Raw genomic sequence first — 19095 nt, forward strand, 5'->3', positions numbered from 1 at the left:
TGAGGGCACTTACACCGCGCGGTACAGGCCGCGGCCGGTACGGCGGATGCGGGAGGTGCCGACCAAGCGGTCGAGGGTGCTCCGCACGGCGTTGATGCTGCTGCTGTCGGTGGCTCGGCCGAGCGCCTCGGCGACGTCGCGCGCGCGTACGTCGACATCACCGACCTCGGCGAAGTAGTTGAGGATCTGCTCGGTGAGCTTGCCGTAATTCTTCTCGGCGCTCTCCTCGTCGGACGGCTCCGTCGCGGGTCGCGCCGGTTTCACGTGTGCTGCGGCGTCGGATGCCCGCGGGGGAGCGTCAGTGGTGCCGGTGGTGTCGGAAGTGCCCGGCCCGGCGGGCGACATGAGGGCCTGAAGGGCACCGAGAGCCCGCTGGACGGAGCTGAGATGGGCGACGACCGCGGCCAGTTCCCTTTCCAAGGCCTGCTTCTGGACTTCCAGGCGGGCCAGGTCCTCTTGGAGGCTCTCGGCGGTGACCTCGATGTGATGTGCCGCGTGGGTGACAGACACCTTGTGTTCCTCTCGTCCTCAACCCTTGTGGTCGCGTCCGCGCTCGGCTCGCCTCGGATTGTCGTCCGGCTCCTTACAGATACCACTTCACATCATATGGGGGAGCCCTATGTGCAGTGGTGTGATCAGATCCCCCCCCACGTGGTGCTTAGTCACTGCCAGATTGCCAGTCCGAGTCGGTGGTGCCACGGTTCAGGCCGATGTGTACGTAGTCGGCGCGCCCGACGGTTCCTTGAGCGAGCTGCCCTTTGAGTACACACTGTCGCCGACGGCGGTTCGGGCGATGATCTTGACGCTGACGCCGGGGCCGTCCGGGGTCGCCTGGACTGCGGTGGCAGGGAGAGCGAGAGCGGCGAGCCCTGCACTGATTGCTCCCGGACGAGACAAGTTGCGCATGAGGGTCCCTTCCCCGGGACAAGGCCGTTTCTGTTTTCCTGGAGCTTCGGCCACGGTTGCTCAGCAGTGGTAAGCCCTGTCGCCTTCCTGTCGAGCGCCACAACCCGGCTGGCGATCAACGTGGCGCAGTCAGCGCGCGTGGGGCGGGAGACTCACATCGGTCCGTGGCTGCCCGAACCGATCGACACGAGCAGTGACCCCGAAGTGGGCGCCCAGCGGGCGGAAGCACTGGAGCTCGCGCTCCTCCTCGTACTGGAGAAGCTGACCCCCCACGGAGCGGGCCGTAGATGTTCTGAGAGAAGCGTTCGACTACGCCTACGCCTACGCCGAGATAGCCAGGCACCTCACGGCCGAGCAGCGCGAGAGCGTCGACATGGCCGGGCATCGACGCCTGCTCGAGGTGCGTCCTGTCCGTGCGAACGGACGCAGGGGTGTGCTGCTCCACCGGGACGGCAAGCCCTCGGCCTTCATGACGGTAGCGGCTTCCGGTGAAGGCATTCACAGGGTCATGTGGGTGTTCGACCCGAGCAAGATCGACGCCTTCCTCAACTCGCCCTCGCGGTACGAGACCGCACTTGGAGCCTGATGGGAGCCCTTACAGTCCGCGTTGGCGTCTGCGCGAGGGACGGCATCGTCATCGATAGCTGGGAGAGGTCCGGTTCCAGGGGCGCAGCTTGTCGGGATTGACGACGACCCAGACCTGGACGATGCGCCGGTTGGCGATGTCGAGACTGATGACCGCCGCGACCCGCTGGTCGTACCGCACGACCATCCCGGTTCGGCCGTTGACGGAATGCGAGTCCACCGTCGTGCGCGCACGCGGGGCTAACAGCGTCAGCAGGCTCCGGGCCACCCGTTCCGAGCCGTGCACCGGCCGGACCTGCGCCCGCACCTTGCCACCTCCGTCGAAGAACGCTGTCGCATCCGACGCCAGAAGCAATGTCAGGCACTCCGCATCCTGCGCCGCACACGCCTCGCGCACCCCGCGTACTGCCGCGTCCTGCTCCGCCGGCGTCGTGGGCCGCCCCCGCCGGGCCCGCAGACTCTGCCGCGCCCGCTCCGCCAGCTCCGAACACTCCGGCTCGGACTGGCCCACAATGTCGGCGACCGTACGTGGCGCCATCCCGAACACATCGTTGAGGACGAACGCTGCCCGTTCAGCCGGGGACAGCGCGTCGAGCACCCCCAGCAGCACCTCGCCCACCTCCCGTTCCAACACCCGCCGCTGTTCCCCGGCAGCGTCGGCCGACTCGAGGCCGAGGTCGCCGCGCCTCCGTCGTCCCGGCCACGCCAACCGCTCCAGACAGATTCCGCCCACCGCTCGGGAGAGCCACGTCCGCGGGTCGTCGAGCGCCTCCCGCTCCGGCAGCGCGTACCACCGCTGATACGCCTCATCCACCACTCCGTCGGCCTCGCCGGCACTGCCCAGCATCCAGAAGGCCACATCGAGCAGGTGCCGACGTTCGTCGACCAACTCCCCGATGGGCACCGCCTCATCGGCGAACTCCATGCCCCTACCTCCTTCTCCCACAGCACCCCGCCCCCCACCTTCAGGTGGCCCCGGCGTTCGGCCGACGCATAAGCAGGTGCTCTGTCCTTCGCGATCGGGGGAGGCGATGCGCCAGCCGGCGATGCGGTCCTGCGCGCAACGCCTTCTCCTTGTTCAACTGCTCGACAGACAAGACCGGACAGGCACAGACCTTGTGACGTCCGGGCGGTCTCATCTGTCAGAGACCGTGACGTGGCTCATAGGGGCATCGCACCGGCAGGGACACACTCCAAGCGTCTGCTTCCGCGTAACCCCGGGCCCTGTGCTCGGCGTCGTCGTGGTCCGGGGCGCACCGGCCGCGTCGGACGTTGCAGGCCCACCCACCTTTCCGCGCAGGAGGAAGCTCATGGACTGGCGTAGATCGGCCGAGTGCCGAGGCCATGGATCCCGACCTATTCTTTGCCATCGGCAACAGCAGCAGCTCCGCGGCACTCGTGCAGATCGATGAGGTGGTTCGCAAGCGGGATTGCTGATTCGGCAGTAGAGGCTCGGTGTCAGTGTTCGGCGCCCTCCGCGCGGATGTCGGAGGCTGGCGGCACGGGGGTGGAAACCAGCAACAGTGCGGCAAACACAAGGGGAGCGGCTGCCTGGTACCCGATCCAGACCTCGCCCCCGGCGCTGCCGTCGTGCCACGCCATCAAGAAGCCGACAAGCGCCGTCAGCACCCAGCCGCTGTCGTAGGCGACCATGAGCCGCATGTAGGTGCGGATCGGGCGACTGCGCACAAACCTGATCTCGATCCCGCCGCCGATCAGCAGGGCAACGCCGGAGACGGCCATCAACCAGGCGGACACGCCAAGTCGATCGCCAAGCCAGGAAGCGCCGATTAAGTAGGCGGCACCGAGCACTACCTTGAAGACGCCGTCGGCGGTGATCCCCGCCAAGCGGCGCGTCGCTGACGGTGTCACAGCCTGGGCCTGTGTCATGAGCGTCCTCCCTGATGCCTATCCCACTGCCGTAACTTCGTTACTAGAATAATGGAATTATGAGAATGACGAGAGCGGAAACCAAGGAACGCAACCGCCGCGCCCTGCTGGATGCTGCCTTCCAAGTCGTCTCCCGGGATGGGCACCGCGCCAGGCTCGACGAGATCGCCGAGCAGGCCGGCCTGACGACCGGCGCTGTCTACTCACTGTTCGGCAGCAAGGGCGGCCTGGTGGCAGCCTTGGTCACCGACTACCTGCGGCCGCACTATGAAGAGATCGAGCAGGCGATCCCCGCAGGAATGGATCTCCTGGAAGCGGTTGAAGCCTTCGCCCGGTACTACCGGCGCAGCTGTGATGCCCCGGCCGCGATCTCTGCCCTGTCGTTGCAGATCACCCTGCTGGACATGGCCCTGCACGACCCCGAACTCGGTTCCCAGCTCGCCGCGTCTGTCCAGACGCAGGAGAGCCACCTGATCTCGTTGTTCACCGGCAGATCGCACAACGGGAAAGCTGTGACGTCGCATCAGGCACAACGTCTGGTCACCGCGCTCAGGGCACTGTTCGTCGGTCTCACGCAGGGAGTCATCCTGGGCCTCGCCGCCGGTGCCGACGAGCAGTACTTCGCCGACACCGCGTGCGCCCTGGTGTCCAACGCGACCCTCATCGATCAGGACGTCGACGCCCCTGCGTGATTCAGCCGCGTTGGTTCAAGGCTCTGGTCAGATCTCGGTTGGCCTCCCTCGCGGCATCGAGATCGGACCGGGCCTCCTCCAACGCCCGGAGGTCAGTTCGACGTTGTGCTGCTCCAGTCTCGTGATCTTCCGCTGGAGCTAGTCGATGTCTGCTGGGGCTCCGAGCCCTGACTCCTGCCATGCCTGAGTTCCCAGCGCCTGCGACAGCCGCTTCTCCAATTGCTGAACGCGGGCGGTAAACCGAGCGTTGCGTGCCTGGGCGTTCGCGAGGTCGGCCTGAAGCGAGGCCCGGCTCACCGGTGAAGTGCCTGTCGGGTCTTGAGCCGCAGGTTCGAGCTCGGGCGCGTGCACGATCTCCAAGAGGTCGCGGTGTCGGTAGAGGAAGCTGCGATCGACTCCGGCTCGTCGTGCGATGGCCGAGACGCTGATGGGCGTGCCGTTCCTCGCGGCGTTCTTCACTGCGGTGGCGACCCGCTGGCGGCGCCGCTCGGTGTCGGCCTGGCGGCCGTCGCGCATGGCGGGGATCCCGGAAGCCTCCAGGGCCTGACGTCGGGAAGCGGCTGGCCGACGCGGGGCATGCCCAGCATCACTGAGCGGCCGCGGCGGACCACGGCGACGGCTTCTTCGGCCTGGGCACGTTCTTCGTCGGAAAGGTCGTCCAGGTCTGCCTTGACTCGGTTGATCAGACGGCGGACCCGGCTGATCTCCTCCTCGGAGGGCATCGCTTCACTGCGGGCCCAGTGCTGGCCTACGCGGTGTCGGTCGGTGAGGCACCGAGGTCGGTGCTCGGGCAGATCTACGAGCTGGCGGACAACCGGGACCTGCCGGTGGAGGCCCAGGGCGAGGACTCCGGCTTGCCCTACCGGCTGCGAGCTGTCCACCGGAGCCGGAAGCCGAGGTGGACCGGGCCACCGACGAAGAGCTGGTGGCGATGTTCCTGGAGCGCCGCAACGCCCGTGACCGGCTGATCGTGCTGCTGCTCGGCCGGATCGGACTGCGCCGTCGGCCAGGCGGCCGGTCTGCACCGCAGTGACTGCCACCTGCTTCCCGACTCGCGAGCCCTGGGCTGCGACCACAGCGGCGCCCACCTCCACGTCCGGCGACGGGACAACAGCAACCGCGCCTGGTCGAAGTCGAAGCAGGCATCGGCTGCGACCACTTCCGCACTGACGTCTCCTACCTCCTGACCTGGAGCGATACCTCAGCCCCCGCACCGCCGTCAGGACGCCGTTGACCCTCCGCTCATTGCGAGCCGGGTCGGCGCCCGGCCCCAGCACCACCGGCGCCGGATCGTCATCCAGGGAGGACGGGGGCGTATTTAAGCCAGACCATGAACAGGCCAGGGTCCCACGCAGCGGCGGACCATTCGCGCCCGGTTGACCGGCACCACCGCAGGTACAGCGCTATGCCGCCGACGTACGCCTTCGTCGTCAACTCGGACCGGCTTCGGCCGAACCGCAAGAACCTCAGCCACTGATCAGCGATGAACACGACCTCGTAGCCGTCATCGACGACCGTCCAATACCGCACGCCAGCGGGCAATCTGACAGGAAGGGCACGCAATGCAACTCCGTGATCCGACGGTTGATGCAACAACCCGCCACAGAGCCGCACCCCCAGAGAACGATCTTCGGAAGATCAACATGGCCCTCGTGGAGGGCATCTGGGGCAGATCCACGGAAGCGGAACGCCGCGCCATGCGACGGCGCAGGGCACGCGGCTGCGATGGTACGGAGAGAACGGCCGCCTGAGTTCCTCCGCTGCTCACGGAACGCCGAGGACCTCGGTGACCTGGGCTGCCCCTCCAGGTGCACGTGGTGAAGGCGGCCGGGTTGCACTGGGTGCGTACCCCTTCATCGAGTCCTGGCTGACCAGCGATCGTCCGCACCTTCTCGACCGGTCGTGCAACCGGGTGCTGCGCGGACGTGAGACCGGCGTCATCAAGCCCCTCCCGCACGGGAGTTCGCCGCAGTGCATCAACCGCTCAGCCAGGAGCACCTGCACGAGCTGACGGCCCATGAGCAGTACGAGCCCCTCTCTCGCCCAGGTGGGCAGCGTGAGCGGCACGCCCACGCGCGTGCAAAGGAAGTCGCCGACCGGCAGTAACACTGAAACACACTGTCTCCCCTTGATGTCACACCTTCAAGGGCTCAACTGTCATGACAGTAAACGCAGCCCACAATTTTGCCGATAAGAGGAGCAATGCCATGAACCAGCCCATTCTCGAACCTGCCGCTCAGGAGATCGCCGACGCGACGGTCACCCCGCCCTTCCTGTACGAACTCGGCCCGGACGGCGCCCGGAAGATCCTCGACGACCTACAGGCCGCCCCCATCGATAAGCCCGACGTGCAGGACAAGTGGATCACGGTGCCCGCCGAAGTCGGTGATGTCCGGGTCCGCATCGTCAAGCCGCTCGACGCCGACGACATTCTGCCGGTCGTCCTCTACATCCATGGCGGTGGCTGGGTCATCGGCAACGCCGGGACCCATGACCGCCTCGTGCGCGAACTCGCCGTCGGCGCGCAGGCCGCCGTGGTGTTCGTCGAGTACGACCGGTCACCGGAGGCCGCGTACCCCGTCGCGATCGAACAGGCGTACGCAGCTGCCCGGTGGATCACGGAGAAGGGAGCCCAGGCGGGTCTCGACGCCTCCCGTCTGGCAGTGGCCGGCGACTCCGTCGGCGGCAACATGACAGCAGCGCTGACCCTCATGGCCAAGCAGCGCGGCCACGTCAGCTTCGTCCACCAGTCGCTCTACTACCCCGTCACGGATGCGGGCCAGGACACCGCGAGCTACCGAGAGTTCGCGAACGGCCCCTACCTCACCGCGAAGGCGATGGCCTGGTTCTGGGACAGCTACACCACCGATCCGGCACAGCGCGCGGAGATCACCGCGTCACCGCTGCGCGCTACTTTGGAGGACATGCAGGGACTGCCGCCCGCGCTCGTGCTCGTCGACGACAACGACGTCCTGCGCGACGAGGGCGAGGCGTACGCCCGCAAGCTGACCCAGGCCGGTGTGCCGACCACCAGCATTCGCTACAACGGCACCCTGCACGACTTCATGATGCTCAACCCTGTGCGGAACACCCGGGCCACCGACGCCGCGGTGCAGCAGGCCATCCACACTCTGCGCACCGCCCTGCACGAGGGATGAGACCCCGACGGCGCCCGTGGCACGCGCCGGGCGCCATCCGCAATCCCCACACTCCGGTCCGGCCGGTCCAGGCCGAACCAGAACTCTGATCCGAAAGGCTGTCATGAACCGACCCTCGCTGTCCCGAGGTACCCGCGGCCGCCTCTCCCTTCTCGCGACGGCGGGCGTCGCCGTGGCCCTGCTCGCCACGTCGGTCGCGCCGGCGAGCGCGGGCAAGGGCTCCTCGTCGCCCGGCCACAAGCCCACGGTTGTTCTCGTCCACGGCGCGTTCGCCGACTCCAGCAGCTGGAACGGCGTCGTGAAGCGACTGCGGCGGGAGGGCTACCCGGTGGTGGCCGCGGCCAACCCGCTGCGCGGGCTCGGCAGCGACGCCGCCTACCTGCAGGAGATCTTGGCCGACATCGACGGGCCCGTGGTGCTGGCCGGGCACTCCTACGGCGGGGCCGTCATAAGCGATGCCGCCCAGGGAGCCGCGAACGTCAAGGCACTCGTCTACATCGCCGCGTTCCTGCCGGACAAGGGTGAGAGCGTGGTCGAGCTGTCGGGCAAGTTCCCCGGCAGCACCCTCGGCGAAGTCCTCCGTCCCGTCCCGACCACACTGCCCGGCGGTACCCAGGGCACCGACCTGTACATCGAACAGGCCAAGTTCCACCACCAGTTCGCGGCCGACGTGCCCAAGAGCACCACCGACGTCATGGCGGTCACGCAGCGTCCGGTCACCAGTGCCGCACTGGAGGAGGGCGCGTCCGAGCCGGCTTGGAAGACCGTCCCGTCGTGGGTGCTCGTGGCCACCGAGGACCGCAACATCCCAGCGAAGGCCCAGGCCTTCATGGCCGAACGCGCTCACGCACACACCACCGAAGTCCGGGCGTCGCATGCCGTGAGCGTCTCTCGGCCGCACGACGTCAGCCGCATCATCGAGGAGGCGGCGCGCACGGTCCGCTGACTGGGCGGCAGAGCCGGAGTCAGAGTCAGGGGCGGGGCGGCCGGGGGCCACTCCGCCCCTTTCGTTGCCCGAGGGAGGGGTGGCGGGGGCCGCATGTGGGCTCTGGGCCGGGCGACGGCGTGGAGTTCATCGGCCCGGCTGAGCCCCTCGTTCGGCCGAGGCATCCACCAGGCCACTACCTTCGCCTGCCGGGGAGCCCGTTCCTTCCGCCGGGGCTGTCCCCGTGAACTCCGAGCCCCGCCGGACGGCCCGGAAACGCAGAGATCCCGTCCGATTGAACCGATCGGACGGGAACACTGGAGCCGCCTGGGCGCTGGCTCGTGACGGGAGGTCAGGACCCGAGGGATGACTACGCGGACGCGGGCGGGTGCTCGGCGCCGACTCCTCGGAACCGGTGCAGAGAAGCGGACACGGACTCTATCCGCAGGTCGAGCAGAGCGAGCGTGTCGCGCAATTCGGTGATGCGGGCCTGGAGCGCGACGGCCTCCGCGGCCAGGGACCGCGCGGCGGCCGCGAGGGCGAGCGGGGTTTCGGAAATGGTGGTCATCACGCGTCCTGTGTCGGCGGGGCGGCGGGAGGGGAGTGTCGGGCCGATGCGGCGGGAGCCCGGGAACGGGGCGACGCACCGGCGGATGTGGGGTCAGCCGTCGGTCTGGGCGACCTGAACCGCGGAGATGTCGAGCACCAGTGTCACCTTGTCGCTGACGAGGACACCGCCCGTCTCCAGCGCCGTGTTCCAGGTCAGACCCCAGTCGGAGCGCCGGATCGTGGCACGTCCCTCGAAACCGACCCGGTTCTGCCCGTAGGCGTCACGGGCGGCACCGCCGAACTCGATGTCGAGGGTGAGGGGCCGTTCGATGTCCTTGATCCGCAGATTCCCGAGCAGTCGGAAACCGTCGTCTCCGGCCGGGACGATGCGGGTGGAGCGGAAGGCCATTACGGGGAAAGCCGACGAGTCGAAGAAGTCGGGCCCTCTGAGGTGGGCGTCGCGTTCCTCGACGCCCGTGTTCAGACTCGCGGTCTGTACACGCACGTGCGCCTCCGACAGTGCGGGCTGGGAGCCGTCGAGTCTGAGAAGTCCCTCGAAGGAGTCGAACTCTCCGCGCACATGGGAAATCATGGCGTGGCGGACGGAGAAGCCGAGTGCGCTGTGGACCGGATCAATGGCGTAGGAGCCGGTCAGCTGCTCGTAGGGACTGATACGGGAGTCCGAGGGCTGATCGCTGATTTTGGGCATGATGAGCCGCTTTCCTTGAGCGGTGGATGTCGAACGAGGAGGAATTCCGGAAGGAGCAGGTCCGGGAATCGCGTAGCGCTGGGTGCCGTGCGGCGAAAGGGACAAGCGGCCGTGCCGGGGCTGTGCCCTGCGGGCAGGGGAGCCCCGGAGGGCTCATGCCTGCTGCTGGGCGGTCCAGTCGGCGAAGCGGGTTTCGGCGATGTGCGCGTCGGGGCCGGGCAACAGCGTGGTCTCCTGCAACTCGGTGCCGAAGTACGTGGCGTGTGGATCGGTCACCACGGTGCGCGGGTCGTTTTTCGCGGCGAGGCCCTTGCGGACGAGCTCGTCCAGCTGGAACGTCTCGGGACCGGCCACCTCGACCACGCCCTCGACGGGGGTGCCGACGGCCGTGCGGCCCACGGTGGCGGCCACATCGTCCGAGTAGATGGGCCGGATCTTGACAGGGGCCAGACGCACGGTGTCACCGTCGGTGGCCTCGGCGGCAATGCCCTTCATGAACTCGAAGAACTGCGTGGCGTGAACGATGGAGTAGGGGACTCCAGATGCCTTGATCAGCTCCTCCTGCGTCAACTTGGCACGGAAGTAGCCGCTCCCCTGCAGGCGCTCGGTACCGACCACCGACAGGGCGACGTGGTGGGTGACACCGGCCTCGGTCTCGGCCTTGAGGAGGTTGGTCGTCGAGGTGCGGAAGAACTCCATCACGTCGTCGTCCGCGAACGAGGGGGAGTTGGACACGTCGACCACGACCTGGGCGCCGTTCAGCACCTCGGCGAGGCCCTCACCGGTCAGTGTGTTGACGCCGGTGTTGGGCGCGGCCGGTACTGCCTCGTGGCCGTGCTCGTTGAGCTTGGCGACCAGCTTCGAGCCGATGAGTCCGGTACCGCCGATGACTACAACCTTCATGAGGAAATCCTCTCGGGAGATGCGTTTTCGGTCTGCACTATGTAAAGACCGGGTTGTCTTGGTGGTTGTGACAGCAGGCCGGAAGAGTCTCGAAGATTTCTCGTCCTCCTCCGGCGGGCATCTCCAGGAAGCGCGCATGCCTGAGCACCGTGCGGATGCACGAGATTGCGACCCATATGCGGGCAGCGGAATGGAAATCCTTGGCTAGGCCCGCCTCACGCCGCCTGCGAGGGTAGGCATACACGCGGCCCCAGGCGGGGGAATCGCATGGCATCGCGCGCCACTTGATCCCGTTGTCGGTGACGTACCGGATCGCATCCAGCATCTGCCGGTGGCAGTAGCCCTCCGGCTGCCCGCCCCGGCCCTCCTGCCACGCTGGAACCGGCAGCGCCTCCCGCACCACCGCCCACTCCGCGTCCGTCATGTCCGACGGATACCTCCGAAACCTGTTCGGACGGTCGGCCGCGTTCCCGAACCGGTGAGCGAGGCAATCACATTGGCACGTCCGGGAGTTGGACGGCACAGCAGCGAGCACGCAAGCCTGCGGCAACAGGGTCTCCTTCGAGCGCGAGTAGGTAACGCAACCCCGAGCTACCAAGGGGCTCTGTTCCCAAAGGACAGCGGCTCCTGACCGCAGGCGGTTGACAGCCTCTGCCCGCCGCGGAGCGCGACACGAGAAGTCCACTGTCGACGTCTGGCTCATGGCTGGCGCCAGCCCCGCAAACATGGCGAGCAAGCGGGAAGGGACCTCGTCGTTTAGGCACGCATGGGCGGCGGCGCGCTGTGCCGACCAGCAGGGCGTAGACCTCGGGCAGTTCAACACCGTTTCGCACAGCGCCGTGCCGCATCCGCGAGTCGCGACACCCGGGATGCTCGCCGTCCTGCGGGGCCCCCGCGCTGACCTGTCAGGCGGTCGGCGCGCCGGCGACGACGTGTTGACGGCTGCCTGGCCGGCCTGTTCCGCGACGACCTGCTCGGCGTCTACGGCGACGGACGAACGCGCGGTGTGCGTGCATGTCCCGCTGAGGTGCCCCTCGACCACGAACCGGCCGACCTGAAAGCGCTGTTCAGCCCTGCAACCTCGGCATGCGGCCCTACCGGATCCTCGGGCGTGTGGACAAGGGTGAGTGCCGGGTAGGGCAGCGCGTCAGGAGGTCGGCGTCATGGATGGCCATGGCTGGAACGGCCTTACGAACACTAACGAGTGACAGATCGTTCCTTACTCCCCTCATCAGCGTTTACACAGTGATGTACGGATAAGCAGATGATGCGCAGGGGGAGGTGCGGGCGTGGTCGACGATGTGGCGGAAGTCGTGCTGCGGGAGCTGGAGCCGTCGGTCGAGCGGCTCCTGGAGTGTCATCTCGCGGCGACCGGGCTGGGTGCGGCCGGCAGGCAGGCGCAGGACCGGCTCGGTCAGCACGTGGAGTGGCTTGAGACGCAGGCTTCCCGCGCGCGTGGCCTTTACGAACGGATGAACGCGGGCAGCGCCACAGGGCTCCTCGCAGCGAGGAAACAGGAGACCCAGGTATGAGGCAGACGGCAGAAGGCGCGACGGAGTCGGCCCTTCCCGAGGAGTTGGTGGCCCTGCTCACCGGCCACCTCAACGTAAAGGCGGATGCCGGTGAACTCTCCGGCAGGGCAACGTTCGAGAGTCTCGGCCTGGACTCGCTGTCGCTGATGGAGTTGGTGGTGGCGGCGGAGGAGGAGTACGGGATCGTCCTGCCCGAGAACGCCCTGGACCTGCGCCCGTCTTCGACTCTGGGCGAGGCGGCCCAGGCGTTCAAGCATGCGCGCTGAGATCGCGGTCACTGGGCTGGGGCTGGTGACTCCAGCCGGGCATACGGTGGAGGCGAACTGGGCGGCCCTCTGCCGGGGGCGCTCGCTGGCCGCGACGGATCCCGGCCTGGCGGGACTGCCCGTTGACTTCTCCTGCCAGGTGACGGACTTCGACGCCGAGACGGAACTCGGCCGGGCGTCGGCCCGGCGCGTGGACCGCTTCATCCAGTTCGCCCTCGTTGCCGCCCGGCGGGCCGTCGCGGACGCGGGCCTTGATCGTCGTACCTGGGAAGCGGAGCGAGTCGGTGTCGTGCTGGGCGTGGGATCCAACAGTTTGAGTACATACGTCACTGAGTTCGGCCACCTTGGAGCCGGGCGGCCGGAGCGGGTCTCGCCGCTCGCGCTCCCGCGCAGCGTTCCGAGCATGGCCGCGGGCGAGGTCGCCATCGACCTGGGCGTGCGCGGCCCCAACTTCACCACCGCCAGCGCCTGCGCGTCGGGTACCACCGCGATTGGAGTGGCCCGGGACCTGTTGCGGTCCGGTACCTGTGACATCGTGCTGGCGGGCGGCAGCGAGTCGGCTCGCTCGCGCATGACGGCCACGTGCTTCACGCGGATGCGGGCGCTGTCCCGGCGCGGGGCGGAACCGGCCCTGGCCAGCCGGCCGTTCGACGCGCAACGTGACGGCTTCGTCCTGGGCGAGGGCGCCGGCATCCTCGTCCTCGAACGCGCATGTGCGGCTCGGGCACGGCGGGCTCCCGTCCTGGCGCTGCTGCGGGGTTACGGTGCCGGCGCCGATGCGCACCATCCCATCGCCCCGCACCCGCAGGGTGACGGCGCGGTCCGCGCCATCCACACCGCTCTCGCGGACGCCGGGTGCGGGCCTGGGAACGTCGGCCACATCAATGCGCACGGCACCTCCACTCCGCTGAACGACGCGGCCGAGGCACGAGCACTCGTCCGCGTCTTCGGTGACGACGGGCCGCCGGTCACCGCGTCCAAGGGTGTGATCGGGCACGCGCTGGGGGCGGCCGGGGCGATTCAGGCGGCGTACACGGTCCTCGCGCTGCGCCATGCGGCCGTCCCGCCGGTGGCGAACTTCGAGGGCCAGGACGGGGACCACAAGCTGGACATCGTCGCCGGACGTCCCCGTTCCACGCGCGGCGACGCGGGGATCAGCTGCTCCTTCGGCTTCGGCGGCCAGAACGCCGTTCTGCTGTTCACAGCTTCCTAGTGGGAGACGAAGCATCCGGATCGGATGCAAGACGGAGGCACACAGATGGATGCGGTGCGGCGCCGGGCATGGCTGGTGGTGGTGAGCGCCCTGCTGGCGGCGGTGTGCGCGGGGGTGCTGGTCCCGGTTGCCTTCTCGGCGCTGAGCACGGGCGGCGCGGTTGCGACGGACACGGAGTCGACGCGCGCCAGACGGCAAGCAGAGCGGCTCGGCGTGCCCTCGCCCGATCTGCTCCTGGCCGTTTCACAGCGCACCGGCGGTGAACGCGAGGCCCGCCTCCGGGACGGCACCACAGCGATGCTGAAGACGCTGGCCGGGCAGCGCGACGTCAAGACCGTGTGGTCGGCACAGACCACCGGTGACACGTGGCTGCGCTCCAAGGACGGACGGACCCTGCTGGTCGCCGTACGGCTGAAGGGGACGGACAAGGAACGTAAACAGGTGGCGCCCGGTGTGGTGGCGGCGGCCCGGTCGGCCGTCCCGGGGATGCGGGTGGAGCCCAGCGGCGAAGTGTGGGCCAACAGGGAGATCGACGAGACCATCGAGCGCGATCTGAGCCGGGCCGAACTGCTGGCCGCGCCGGTACTGTTCGTTGTTTTGGTCTTCGCCTATGGGTCCGTGGTGTCCGCGCTGCTGCCCGTGGTCGTGGCCGCGCTGGCCATCGGCTGCACCATCCCGGTCCTGGGCCTGCTGGCGCAGGTGGCCGACGTGTCACGGGTCGCGGTGAACGCCGCCTCGGCGATCGGTTTCGGCCTGGCCGTCGACTACAGCCTCTTCCTGCTGGCCCGCGTACGGGAGGAGACCTCGCGGGGCGCGGACCTTCACACGGCGCTGGCGGCCGCCCGCCGCTCCAGCGGCCGTTCGATCGCGTTCTCTGCCGCCGCCGTCGCCGTATGCCTCGCCACCGCCTTGGTGGTGCCGGTGCCCATGCTGCGCGCACTGTCCCTGGCGGGCATGATCGTCACCGTGCTGGCGGCGCTGGTCGCCCTGACCGTGCTGCCCGCCTGTCTGCGGCTGCTCGGCCCCCGGGCCCAGGCATGGGACCCGCTGGCGCGGTGGCGGCGTGCCCGTACCGGGGACGGGAGTCGCTTCTGGCGTCGCACGACGTCCGCGGTCACCGCACGGCCCCTCCTGGCGGGCGGCCTGGCGGTGCTGCTGCTGGCCCTGCTGGCCCTGCCCTTCACCCACGCGCGGCTCGGCATTGTGGACGAACGCACGTTGCCTTCGTCGGCTCCGGCTGCCGCCGCGGCCGAGCGTGTGCGCGCCGAGTTCACCGCGCCACCGGAGCGGCTCCTCACCGTGGTCGTCACCGGACCGCGGGCGACGGACGGTGCACCGGCGTACGGCGACCGACTCGCCCGTGTCCCGGACATCACTGGTGTCCGCGTGGTGCGTGTGGCTCCGTCCGGTGAGGCGGTCGTGCTGCTGGCGGCCACGTCCGCCGCCCCCGGCACGCCGGAGGCGGACACGGTGGTGCGCAAGGTACGGCAAACTCCCGCCCCGGGAAGCGTGGCGGTGGGCGGGCGAGCCGCGGAGATCGTCGACACGGCGGACGCCGTCCTCGGCGCCCTCCCGTGGTGCCTGCTTCTCCTGGCTGCGGGGCTCCTGGCCCTCCTCAGCTCCTACACCCGCAGCCTGATCGCCCCCCTGAAAGCTCTGTTCGTGGCCGTCGCCAGCCTCGGGGCGAGCCTCGGCGCGCTCGTCGTCCTCTTCCAGGACGGCCACGGCAGCGCAGTGCTCGGCCACTTCACGGCAACGGGAACGCTGGACGCCTCGACGCTGCTGTTCGTCCTGTTCATCGCGCTCGCCCTGTCGGTGGACTACGAGGTCTTCCTGCTCGGCCGTATCCGGGAGGAGTACGACCGCTACGGAGACAACCGCACGTCGATCATCGAGGGCGTCGCCCGCACCGGCCGGCTGATGACGTCCGCCGCGGCAGCCGTGGCGATTTCGACCGCGGCCATGGCCACCTCCCACGTCGCCCTGCTCAAGTTCATCGGCATCGGCGTCGCGCTCGGCGCGCTCGTGGACGCGGTCCTGGTACGGGGAGTTCTGGTGCCCGCCGTCATGGCGGCCCTTGGACCGGCGAACTGGTGGGCTCCGGCCCGCATCAGGCCCCCGTTGTCGATCACTACACCCGTGAAGAAATGAGGAAGCTGATGTCGATGCGTCAGGCGACACATGACCGCACCCGGCAGTCGGCGGCCGCCGGCCCACAGATCGCGGCGATCCAGACGGCCTTCCCGCCGTATCAATACCGGCAGGAAGAGATCCTGGCCGCCCTGGCCCGCACGACGCTCCTGGAGTCCGAAACGGGTGCTCTGGTACTCCGCAAGATCAAGGCCAGCTCGGGTGTGGAGACCCGCTCGCTGTCCCTGCCGTTGGAGAAGCTCGTTGATCTCGCTCGCCTGGAGGACTTCACCGAGCAGAACCGCGTCTGGCTCGACACCGCCATGGACCTGGGAGAACAGGCGCTGATCGGCGCGCTGCGCACCGCGGGCATCCAGCCGGAGGAGGTCGACGCGGTGATCAGCACCACCGTCACCGGGCTGGCCGTGCCGTCGCTGGAGGCTCGGCTCGCCCACCGGGTCGGGCTACGGCCGGACGTCAAACGTATCCCGCTGTTCGGTACCGGCTGCGCCGGAGGCGCCGCAGGTCTGGCCCGGCTCCACGACTACCTACTGGCCCACCCCGACCAAGTGGCTGTCCTGCTCGCCGTGGAACTGTGCACACTGGCGTACCAGCTCAAGGACGGCTCCGTGGCGAACATCGTCGCCGGCAGTCTCTTCGGGGACGGCGCGGCCGCCGTCGTGGCCTTCGGAGCCCGGCGGGACGGCGGCCCCGCCGGGCCTGAGCTGGTGGACACCCACAGCCTGCTGGTCCCCGGCACCGAGGACGTCCTTGGCTGGGACATCGGCTCCCACGGCTTCCGGATCCTGCTGTCGCCCGAGATCCCGACGCTCACGGAGAAGCACTTGCCCACGGCCGTCCAAGGGCTCCTCGCGCCGCACGCCCTGGCGCCGCATCAGATCACGAGCTGGATCATCCACGGTGGCGGACCGAAGGTCTTCACCGCTGTACAGCAGGCCCTGGACCTGCAGCCTGGCGCCTTGGAGCTCACCCGGCGCTCCGTGGCCGAGCGGGGCAACCTCTCATCCGTCTCCGTACTGGACATCCTGCACGCGGCCATGGAAACACCGCCCCCCGCGAACGCACCCGGCCTGGTCGCCGCCATGGGGCCGGGGTTCGCCATCGAACTGGTCCTCCTCCGCTGGTAGAAAGCCGCCCGCCGCCACCGAAGCCTGCCGACCGTATGACGAAGACGTACGCATCCTGATCGACCTCGAACCGGTGGTCACCGACGCCCTCGACACGCACTTCCGGACCACCGTCGACTGGTACCCGCACCAGTACGTCCCGTGGAGCCAGGGCCGTGACTACGACGGTCTCCTCGAAGGGGAGCCATGGGACCCCTCCCAGCAGAAACTGAGCGCGGCCGCTCGGGACGGCCTCCTCTATAGCCTGCTCACCGAAGAAAACCTGCCCAGTTACCACCGGGTGATCGGGGAAATGCTGTCGCTCGACGGCCCTTGGGGTGTCTGGGTCAATCGATGGACCATGGAGGAGGCCAGGCACGGCACCGCCATCCGTGACTACCTCGTGGTCACCCGCAGTGCCGATCCGGTGCTCCTGGAGGACGCCCGCGCCGCGCATGTGCAGCACGGCTATGAGATCGACTACCGCGGCGACCTCATCGCCTCTCTCGTCTACGTCACCATCCAGGAACTCGGCACCCGCGTCAGCTACCAGGGAATCCGCCGACTGTGCGACGAACCGGCGTGCGGGGCTCTGATGCAGCGCATCGCCCACGACGAGAACCGGCACATGCTCTTCTACCGGACCACCCTCCAAGCGTGTATGCGTATGCACCCCGACCGAACGCTTCAGGCCGTGGCCAAAGTCCTCAATACATTCCGTCCCCCAGGCCACGCCGCACCCGGCTTCGGCCATCTGATCAGCTCCATGGCCAGGTCGGGCATCCTCTCACCGGACATCTACTACAAGGACATCGCCCTGCCCTTCGTCCGCATCCTCGGCGCCCTCGACACCACCGGACTTACACCGGTCGGACAGCACGCCCAGGAGGAGATCGCCGCCCACATGGAGGAATCAGCGGACCGTGCCGGCAGATACCGCGCCCTGGCCGAACGCCTCAACCGACTCGCGACCGCGTAAGACGAGGATTCCGCCGTCCGGGAGTAACAAGGACGATCCAACATGTTCCTGAGCTGGGTGACGATTCCCCTAAGTCTGTTCGTTCTCATGACCGCCGTGGCCGTCGTGCGCCTGGTCGAACTGACAACCGCCCGCCGCAACGCGCGATGGGCCATCGACCGCGGCGGCATCGAGTACGGGCAACGCCACTACCCGGTCATGATCACCCTTCATGTCTGCCTGCTCGTTGGAACCGTTGCAGAGGTCGCCCTCACCGACCGCGCCTTCGTCCCTCTGATCGGCTGTCCGGCCCTGGCCGTCCTCATCCTCGTGCAGGCAGGCCGTGCCTGGTGCATGAGGGCGCTCGGCCCCCGATGGAACACCCGCGTCATCGTCGTGCCCGGGCTTCCGCTGGTCACCACCGGGCCCTACCGCTGGATGCGGCACCCCAACTACCTCATCGTCCTGTTCGAAGGCATCGCCCTGCCCCTCGTCCACACCGCATGGATTACCGCCATGCTCTTCACCATCGCCAACACGCCTTGGCTCGTCGTCCGCGTCCGCACGGAGAACGCCGTGCTATGGCCAGCGGTGGGACCAGCGGCGCGGAGCAGTTCGTGAAGCTGTTCGCCGACCTCGTCGACGGACCCCTGCTGTTCGCGCTGTGCGTCTCCTACCCGCACATCGTCGTGAGTGTCGACCGGCGAGGCCCCCGCGCGTGGACCTGCGGGACGCGGTCGCAGTGGGCCCCGGTGCCTGTCGACTTCATCAGCCCGTCCGGCAGGCACCGAAGGCTGGCGATGGCTACCACTACAAGAGACTGGTGGACGACCAGGCCGGGCGAAATACACATCGCGTGCCCTGCGGGACCTCTTCGCCCCGACGGCGCTCGCGAACGGCGTCCCATATGAGACGTCTCTCGCCAGCTCGGCCACCGGTCCATCAAGGTCACCGTCGACATCTACGGACACCCTGTGCCCTGCGCCTGGCACCGCTGCCCGCAGGCCTGCAGAACGCCATGCGATCCGAGCCCCTCGACATGTCGGGTCGACCCTCGTCGGAGGCAGGCGTGGGTACCTGCGCGCACGCCGTGTAGGCGCTGACCCGTTTGCCCCGTGCTGATTCTGTGCTGACCCGGATCTCTTAGATGCCTGTTTCCGCAGGTGGGAGCGCTATGGTGCACGTTCCGGTTCAACAGGAGGCCCAGGCTGTCCGTGATGACGTGCCGGCGCCTGCCGTTGATCTTCTTCCCGCCGTCATAGCGGCGTGAGCAGGCGGGCACCGAGGCGGCGCCCTTGACCGACTGCGAGTCGATGATCGCCGCCGTCGGCTCCGCGTGGTGCCCTCGGCCTCCCGGGTCCGAGCACGGAGCCCGTCGTGGAACTCAGCCGCGTTCTCGAACCGGTGAGCGAGGCAATCACACTCCTGCGTCCGGGAGTTGGACGGCACGGCAGTGATCTGCAGTAACAGGGTCTCCTTCATGCTCAAGTAGGTGTCGCAACCCGGAGCTACCAAGGGCCCTGTTCCCATGCGCCCACCCCAGCCAAGATCA

At 68.4% G+C, this 19095-nt stretch carries 19 protein-coding genes and 1 pseudogene; 11 read left to right on the forward strand and 9 right to left on the reverse strand.

The window, feature by feature from the left end; genetic code table 11:
* Nucleotides 1–9 precede the first annotated feature (9 nt).
* The 3 genes from ACF062_RS18110 to ACF062_RS18120 all read right to left on the reverse strand — a co-directional run bounded on the left by ACF062_RS18110 (nt 10) and on the right by ACF062_RS18120 (nt 3381).
* Entirely contained in the window at nt 10–510 is a 501-nt protein-coding gene (locus ACF062_RS18110) for a hypothetical protein (protein WP_392139213.1), read from the reverse strand.
* Between the two features lie 1030 nt (nt 511–1540).
* A complete protein-coding gene (locus ACF062_RS18115) occupies nt 1541–2416 on the reverse strand; it encodes an RNA polymerase subunit sigma (protein ID WP_392139214.1) in 876 nt (291 codons plus the stop codon).
* Nucleotides 2417–2949: 533 nt separating this feature from the next.
* Nucleotides 2950–3381, reverse strand: a complete 432-nt coding sequence (locus ACF062_RS18120) for a hypothetical protein (protein ID WP_392139216.1) — start codon at nt 3379–3381, stop codon at nt 2950–2952.
* 65 nt (nt 3382–3446) lie between these two features.
* On the opposite strand from ACF062_RS18120, the gene ACF062_RS18125 reads away from it, so the two are divergent.
* The gene (locus tag ACF062_RS18125) at nt 3447–4073 is read left to right on the forward strand and encodes a TetR/AcrR family transcriptional regulator (protein WP_392139218.1); all 627 of its coding nucleotides are present in this window, start codon (nt 3447–3449) and stop codon (nt 4071–4073) included.
* Nucleotides 4074–4211: 138 nt separating this feature from the next.
* Here ACF062_RS18125 and ACF062_RS18130 read toward each other — a convergent pair whose 3' ends face one another.
* A complete protein-coding gene (locus tag ACF062_RS18130; protein ID WP_392139220.1) occupies nt 4212–4589 on the reverse strand; it encodes a DUF6262 family protein in 378 nt (125 codons plus the stop codon).
* A gap of 382 nt (nt 4590–4971) precedes the next feature.
* On the opposite strand from ACF062_RS18130, the gene ACF062_RS18135 reads away from it, so the two are divergent.
* The 3 genes from ACF062_RS18135 to ACF062_RS18145 all read left to right on the forward strand — a co-directional run bounded on the left by ACF062_RS18135 (nt 4972) and on the right by ACF062_RS18145 (nt 8177).
* The gene (locus ACF062_RS18135; RefSeq protein WP_392139221.1) at nt 4972–5106 is read left to right on the forward strand and encodes a hypothetical protein; all 135 of its coding nucleotides are present in this window, start codon (nt 4972–4974) and stop codon (nt 5104–5106) included.
* A gap of 1174 nt (nt 5107–6280) precedes the next feature.
* A complete protein-coding gene (locus ACF062_RS18140; protein WP_392139223.1) occupies nt 6281–7231 on the forward strand; it encodes an alpha/beta hydrolase in 951 nt (316 codons plus the stop codon).
* A 103-nt stretch (nt 7232–7334) separates the two neighbouring features.
* Entirely contained in the window at nt 7335–8177 is an 843-nt protein-coding gene (locus tag ACF062_RS18145; protein ID WP_392139225.1) for an alpha/beta fold hydrolase, read from the forward strand.
* A 349-nt stretch (nt 8178–8526) separates the two neighbouring features.
* Here ACF062_RS18145 and ACF062_RS18150 read toward each other — a convergent pair whose 3' ends face one another.
* From ACF062_RS18150 to ACF062_RS18165, 4 genes are all read right to left on the reverse strand, one after another.
* Nucleotides 8527–8724 (reverse strand): hypothetical protein, encoded by a 198-nt coding sequence (locus ACF062_RS18150; protein WP_392139227.1) that lies wholly within the window; start codon nt 8722–8724, stop codon nt 8527–8529.
* Between the two features lie 93 nt (nt 8725–8817).
* A complete protein-coding gene (locus ACF062_RS18155) occupies nt 8818–9414 on the reverse strand; it encodes a YceI family protein (RefSeq protein WP_392139229.1) in 597 nt (198 codons plus the stop codon).
* Between the two features lie 153 nt (nt 9415–9567).
* Nucleotides 9568–10317, reverse strand: a complete 750-nt coding sequence (locus ACF062_RS18160; protein ID WP_392139230.1) for an SDR family oxidoreductase — start codon at nt 10315–10317, stop codon at nt 9568–9570.
* Nucleotides 10318–10354: 37 nt separating this feature from the next.
* On the reverse strand, nt 10355–10741 hold the full coding sequence (locus ACF062_RS18165; RefSeq protein WP_392139232.1) for a transposase: 387 nt from the start codon (nt 10739–10741) through the stop codon (nt 10355–10357).
* A gap of 865 nt (nt 10742–11606) precedes the next feature.
* Between ACF062_RS18165 and ACF062_RS18170 the strand changes: the two genes are divergently transcribed.
* The 7 genes from ACF062_RS18170 to ACF062_RS18200 are packed head-to-tail and all read left to right on the forward strand — an operon-like array spanning nt 11607 to nt 18164.
* Entirely contained in the window at nt 11607–11849 is a 243-nt protein-coding gene (locus ACF062_RS18170) for a hypothetical protein (protein ID WP_392139234.1), read from the forward strand.
* Nucleotides 11846–12115, forward strand: a complete 270-nt coding sequence (locus tag ACF062_RS18175; protein WP_392139235.1) for an acyl carrier protein — start codon at nt 11846–11848, stop codon at nt 12113–12115. Before ACF062_RS18170 ends, ACF062_RS18175 begins: the two co-directional genes overlap by 4 nt.
* Nucleotides 12105–13328 carry a beta-ketoacyl-[acyl-carrier-protein] synthase family protein gene (locus ACF062_RS18180; protein WP_392139237.1) on the forward strand — a complete coding sequence of 408 codons (1224 nt, stop codon included), beginning with the start codon at nt 12105–12107 and terminating at the stop codon, nt 13326–13328. Before ACF062_RS18175 ends, ACF062_RS18180 begins: the two co-directional genes overlap by 11 nt.
* 45 nt (nt 13329–13373) lie before the next feature.
* Nucleotides 13374–15479 carry an MMPL family transporter gene (locus ACF062_RS18185; RefSeq protein WP_392139239.1) on the forward strand — a complete coding sequence of 702 codons (2106 nt, stop codon included), beginning with the start codon at nt 13374–13376 and terminating at the stop codon, nt 15477–15479.
* A 14-nt stretch (nt 15480–15493) separates the two neighbouring features.
* Complete coding sequence (locus ACF062_RS18190) at nt 15494–16606, forward strand: type III polyketide synthase (RefSeq protein WP_392139241.1); 1113 nt, start codon at nt 15494–15496, stop codon at nt 16604–16606.
* A 58-nt stretch (nt 16607–16664) separates the two neighbouring features.
* Complete coding sequence (locus ACF062_RS18195) at nt 16665–17564, forward strand: acyl-ACP desaturase (protein WP_392140230.1); 900 nt, start codon at nt 16665–16667, stop codon at nt 17562–17564.
* A 42-nt stretch (nt 17565–17606) separates the two neighbouring features.
* Nucleotides 17607–18164: an isoprenylcysteine carboxyl methyltransferase family protein gene (locus ACF062_RS18200; RefSeq protein ID WP_392139243.1), complete on the forward strand. Its 558-nt coding sequence runs from the start codon at nt 17607–17609 to the stop codon at nt 18162–18164.
* 568 nt (nt 18165–18732) lie between these two features.
* Here ACF062_RS18200 and ACF062_RS18205 read toward each other — a convergent pair.
* A pseudogene (locus ACF062_RS18205) lies at nt 18733–18932 on the reverse strand (IS5/IS1182 family transposase); the annotation flags it as partial.
* Nucleotides 18933–19095: the final 163 nt, after the last annotated feature.

This window comes from Streptomyces sp. NPDC015345 (assembly GCF_043078805.1).
Taxonomy (GTDB): domain Bacteria; phylum Actinomycetota; class Actinomycetes; order Streptomycetales; family Streptomycetaceae; genus Streptomyces.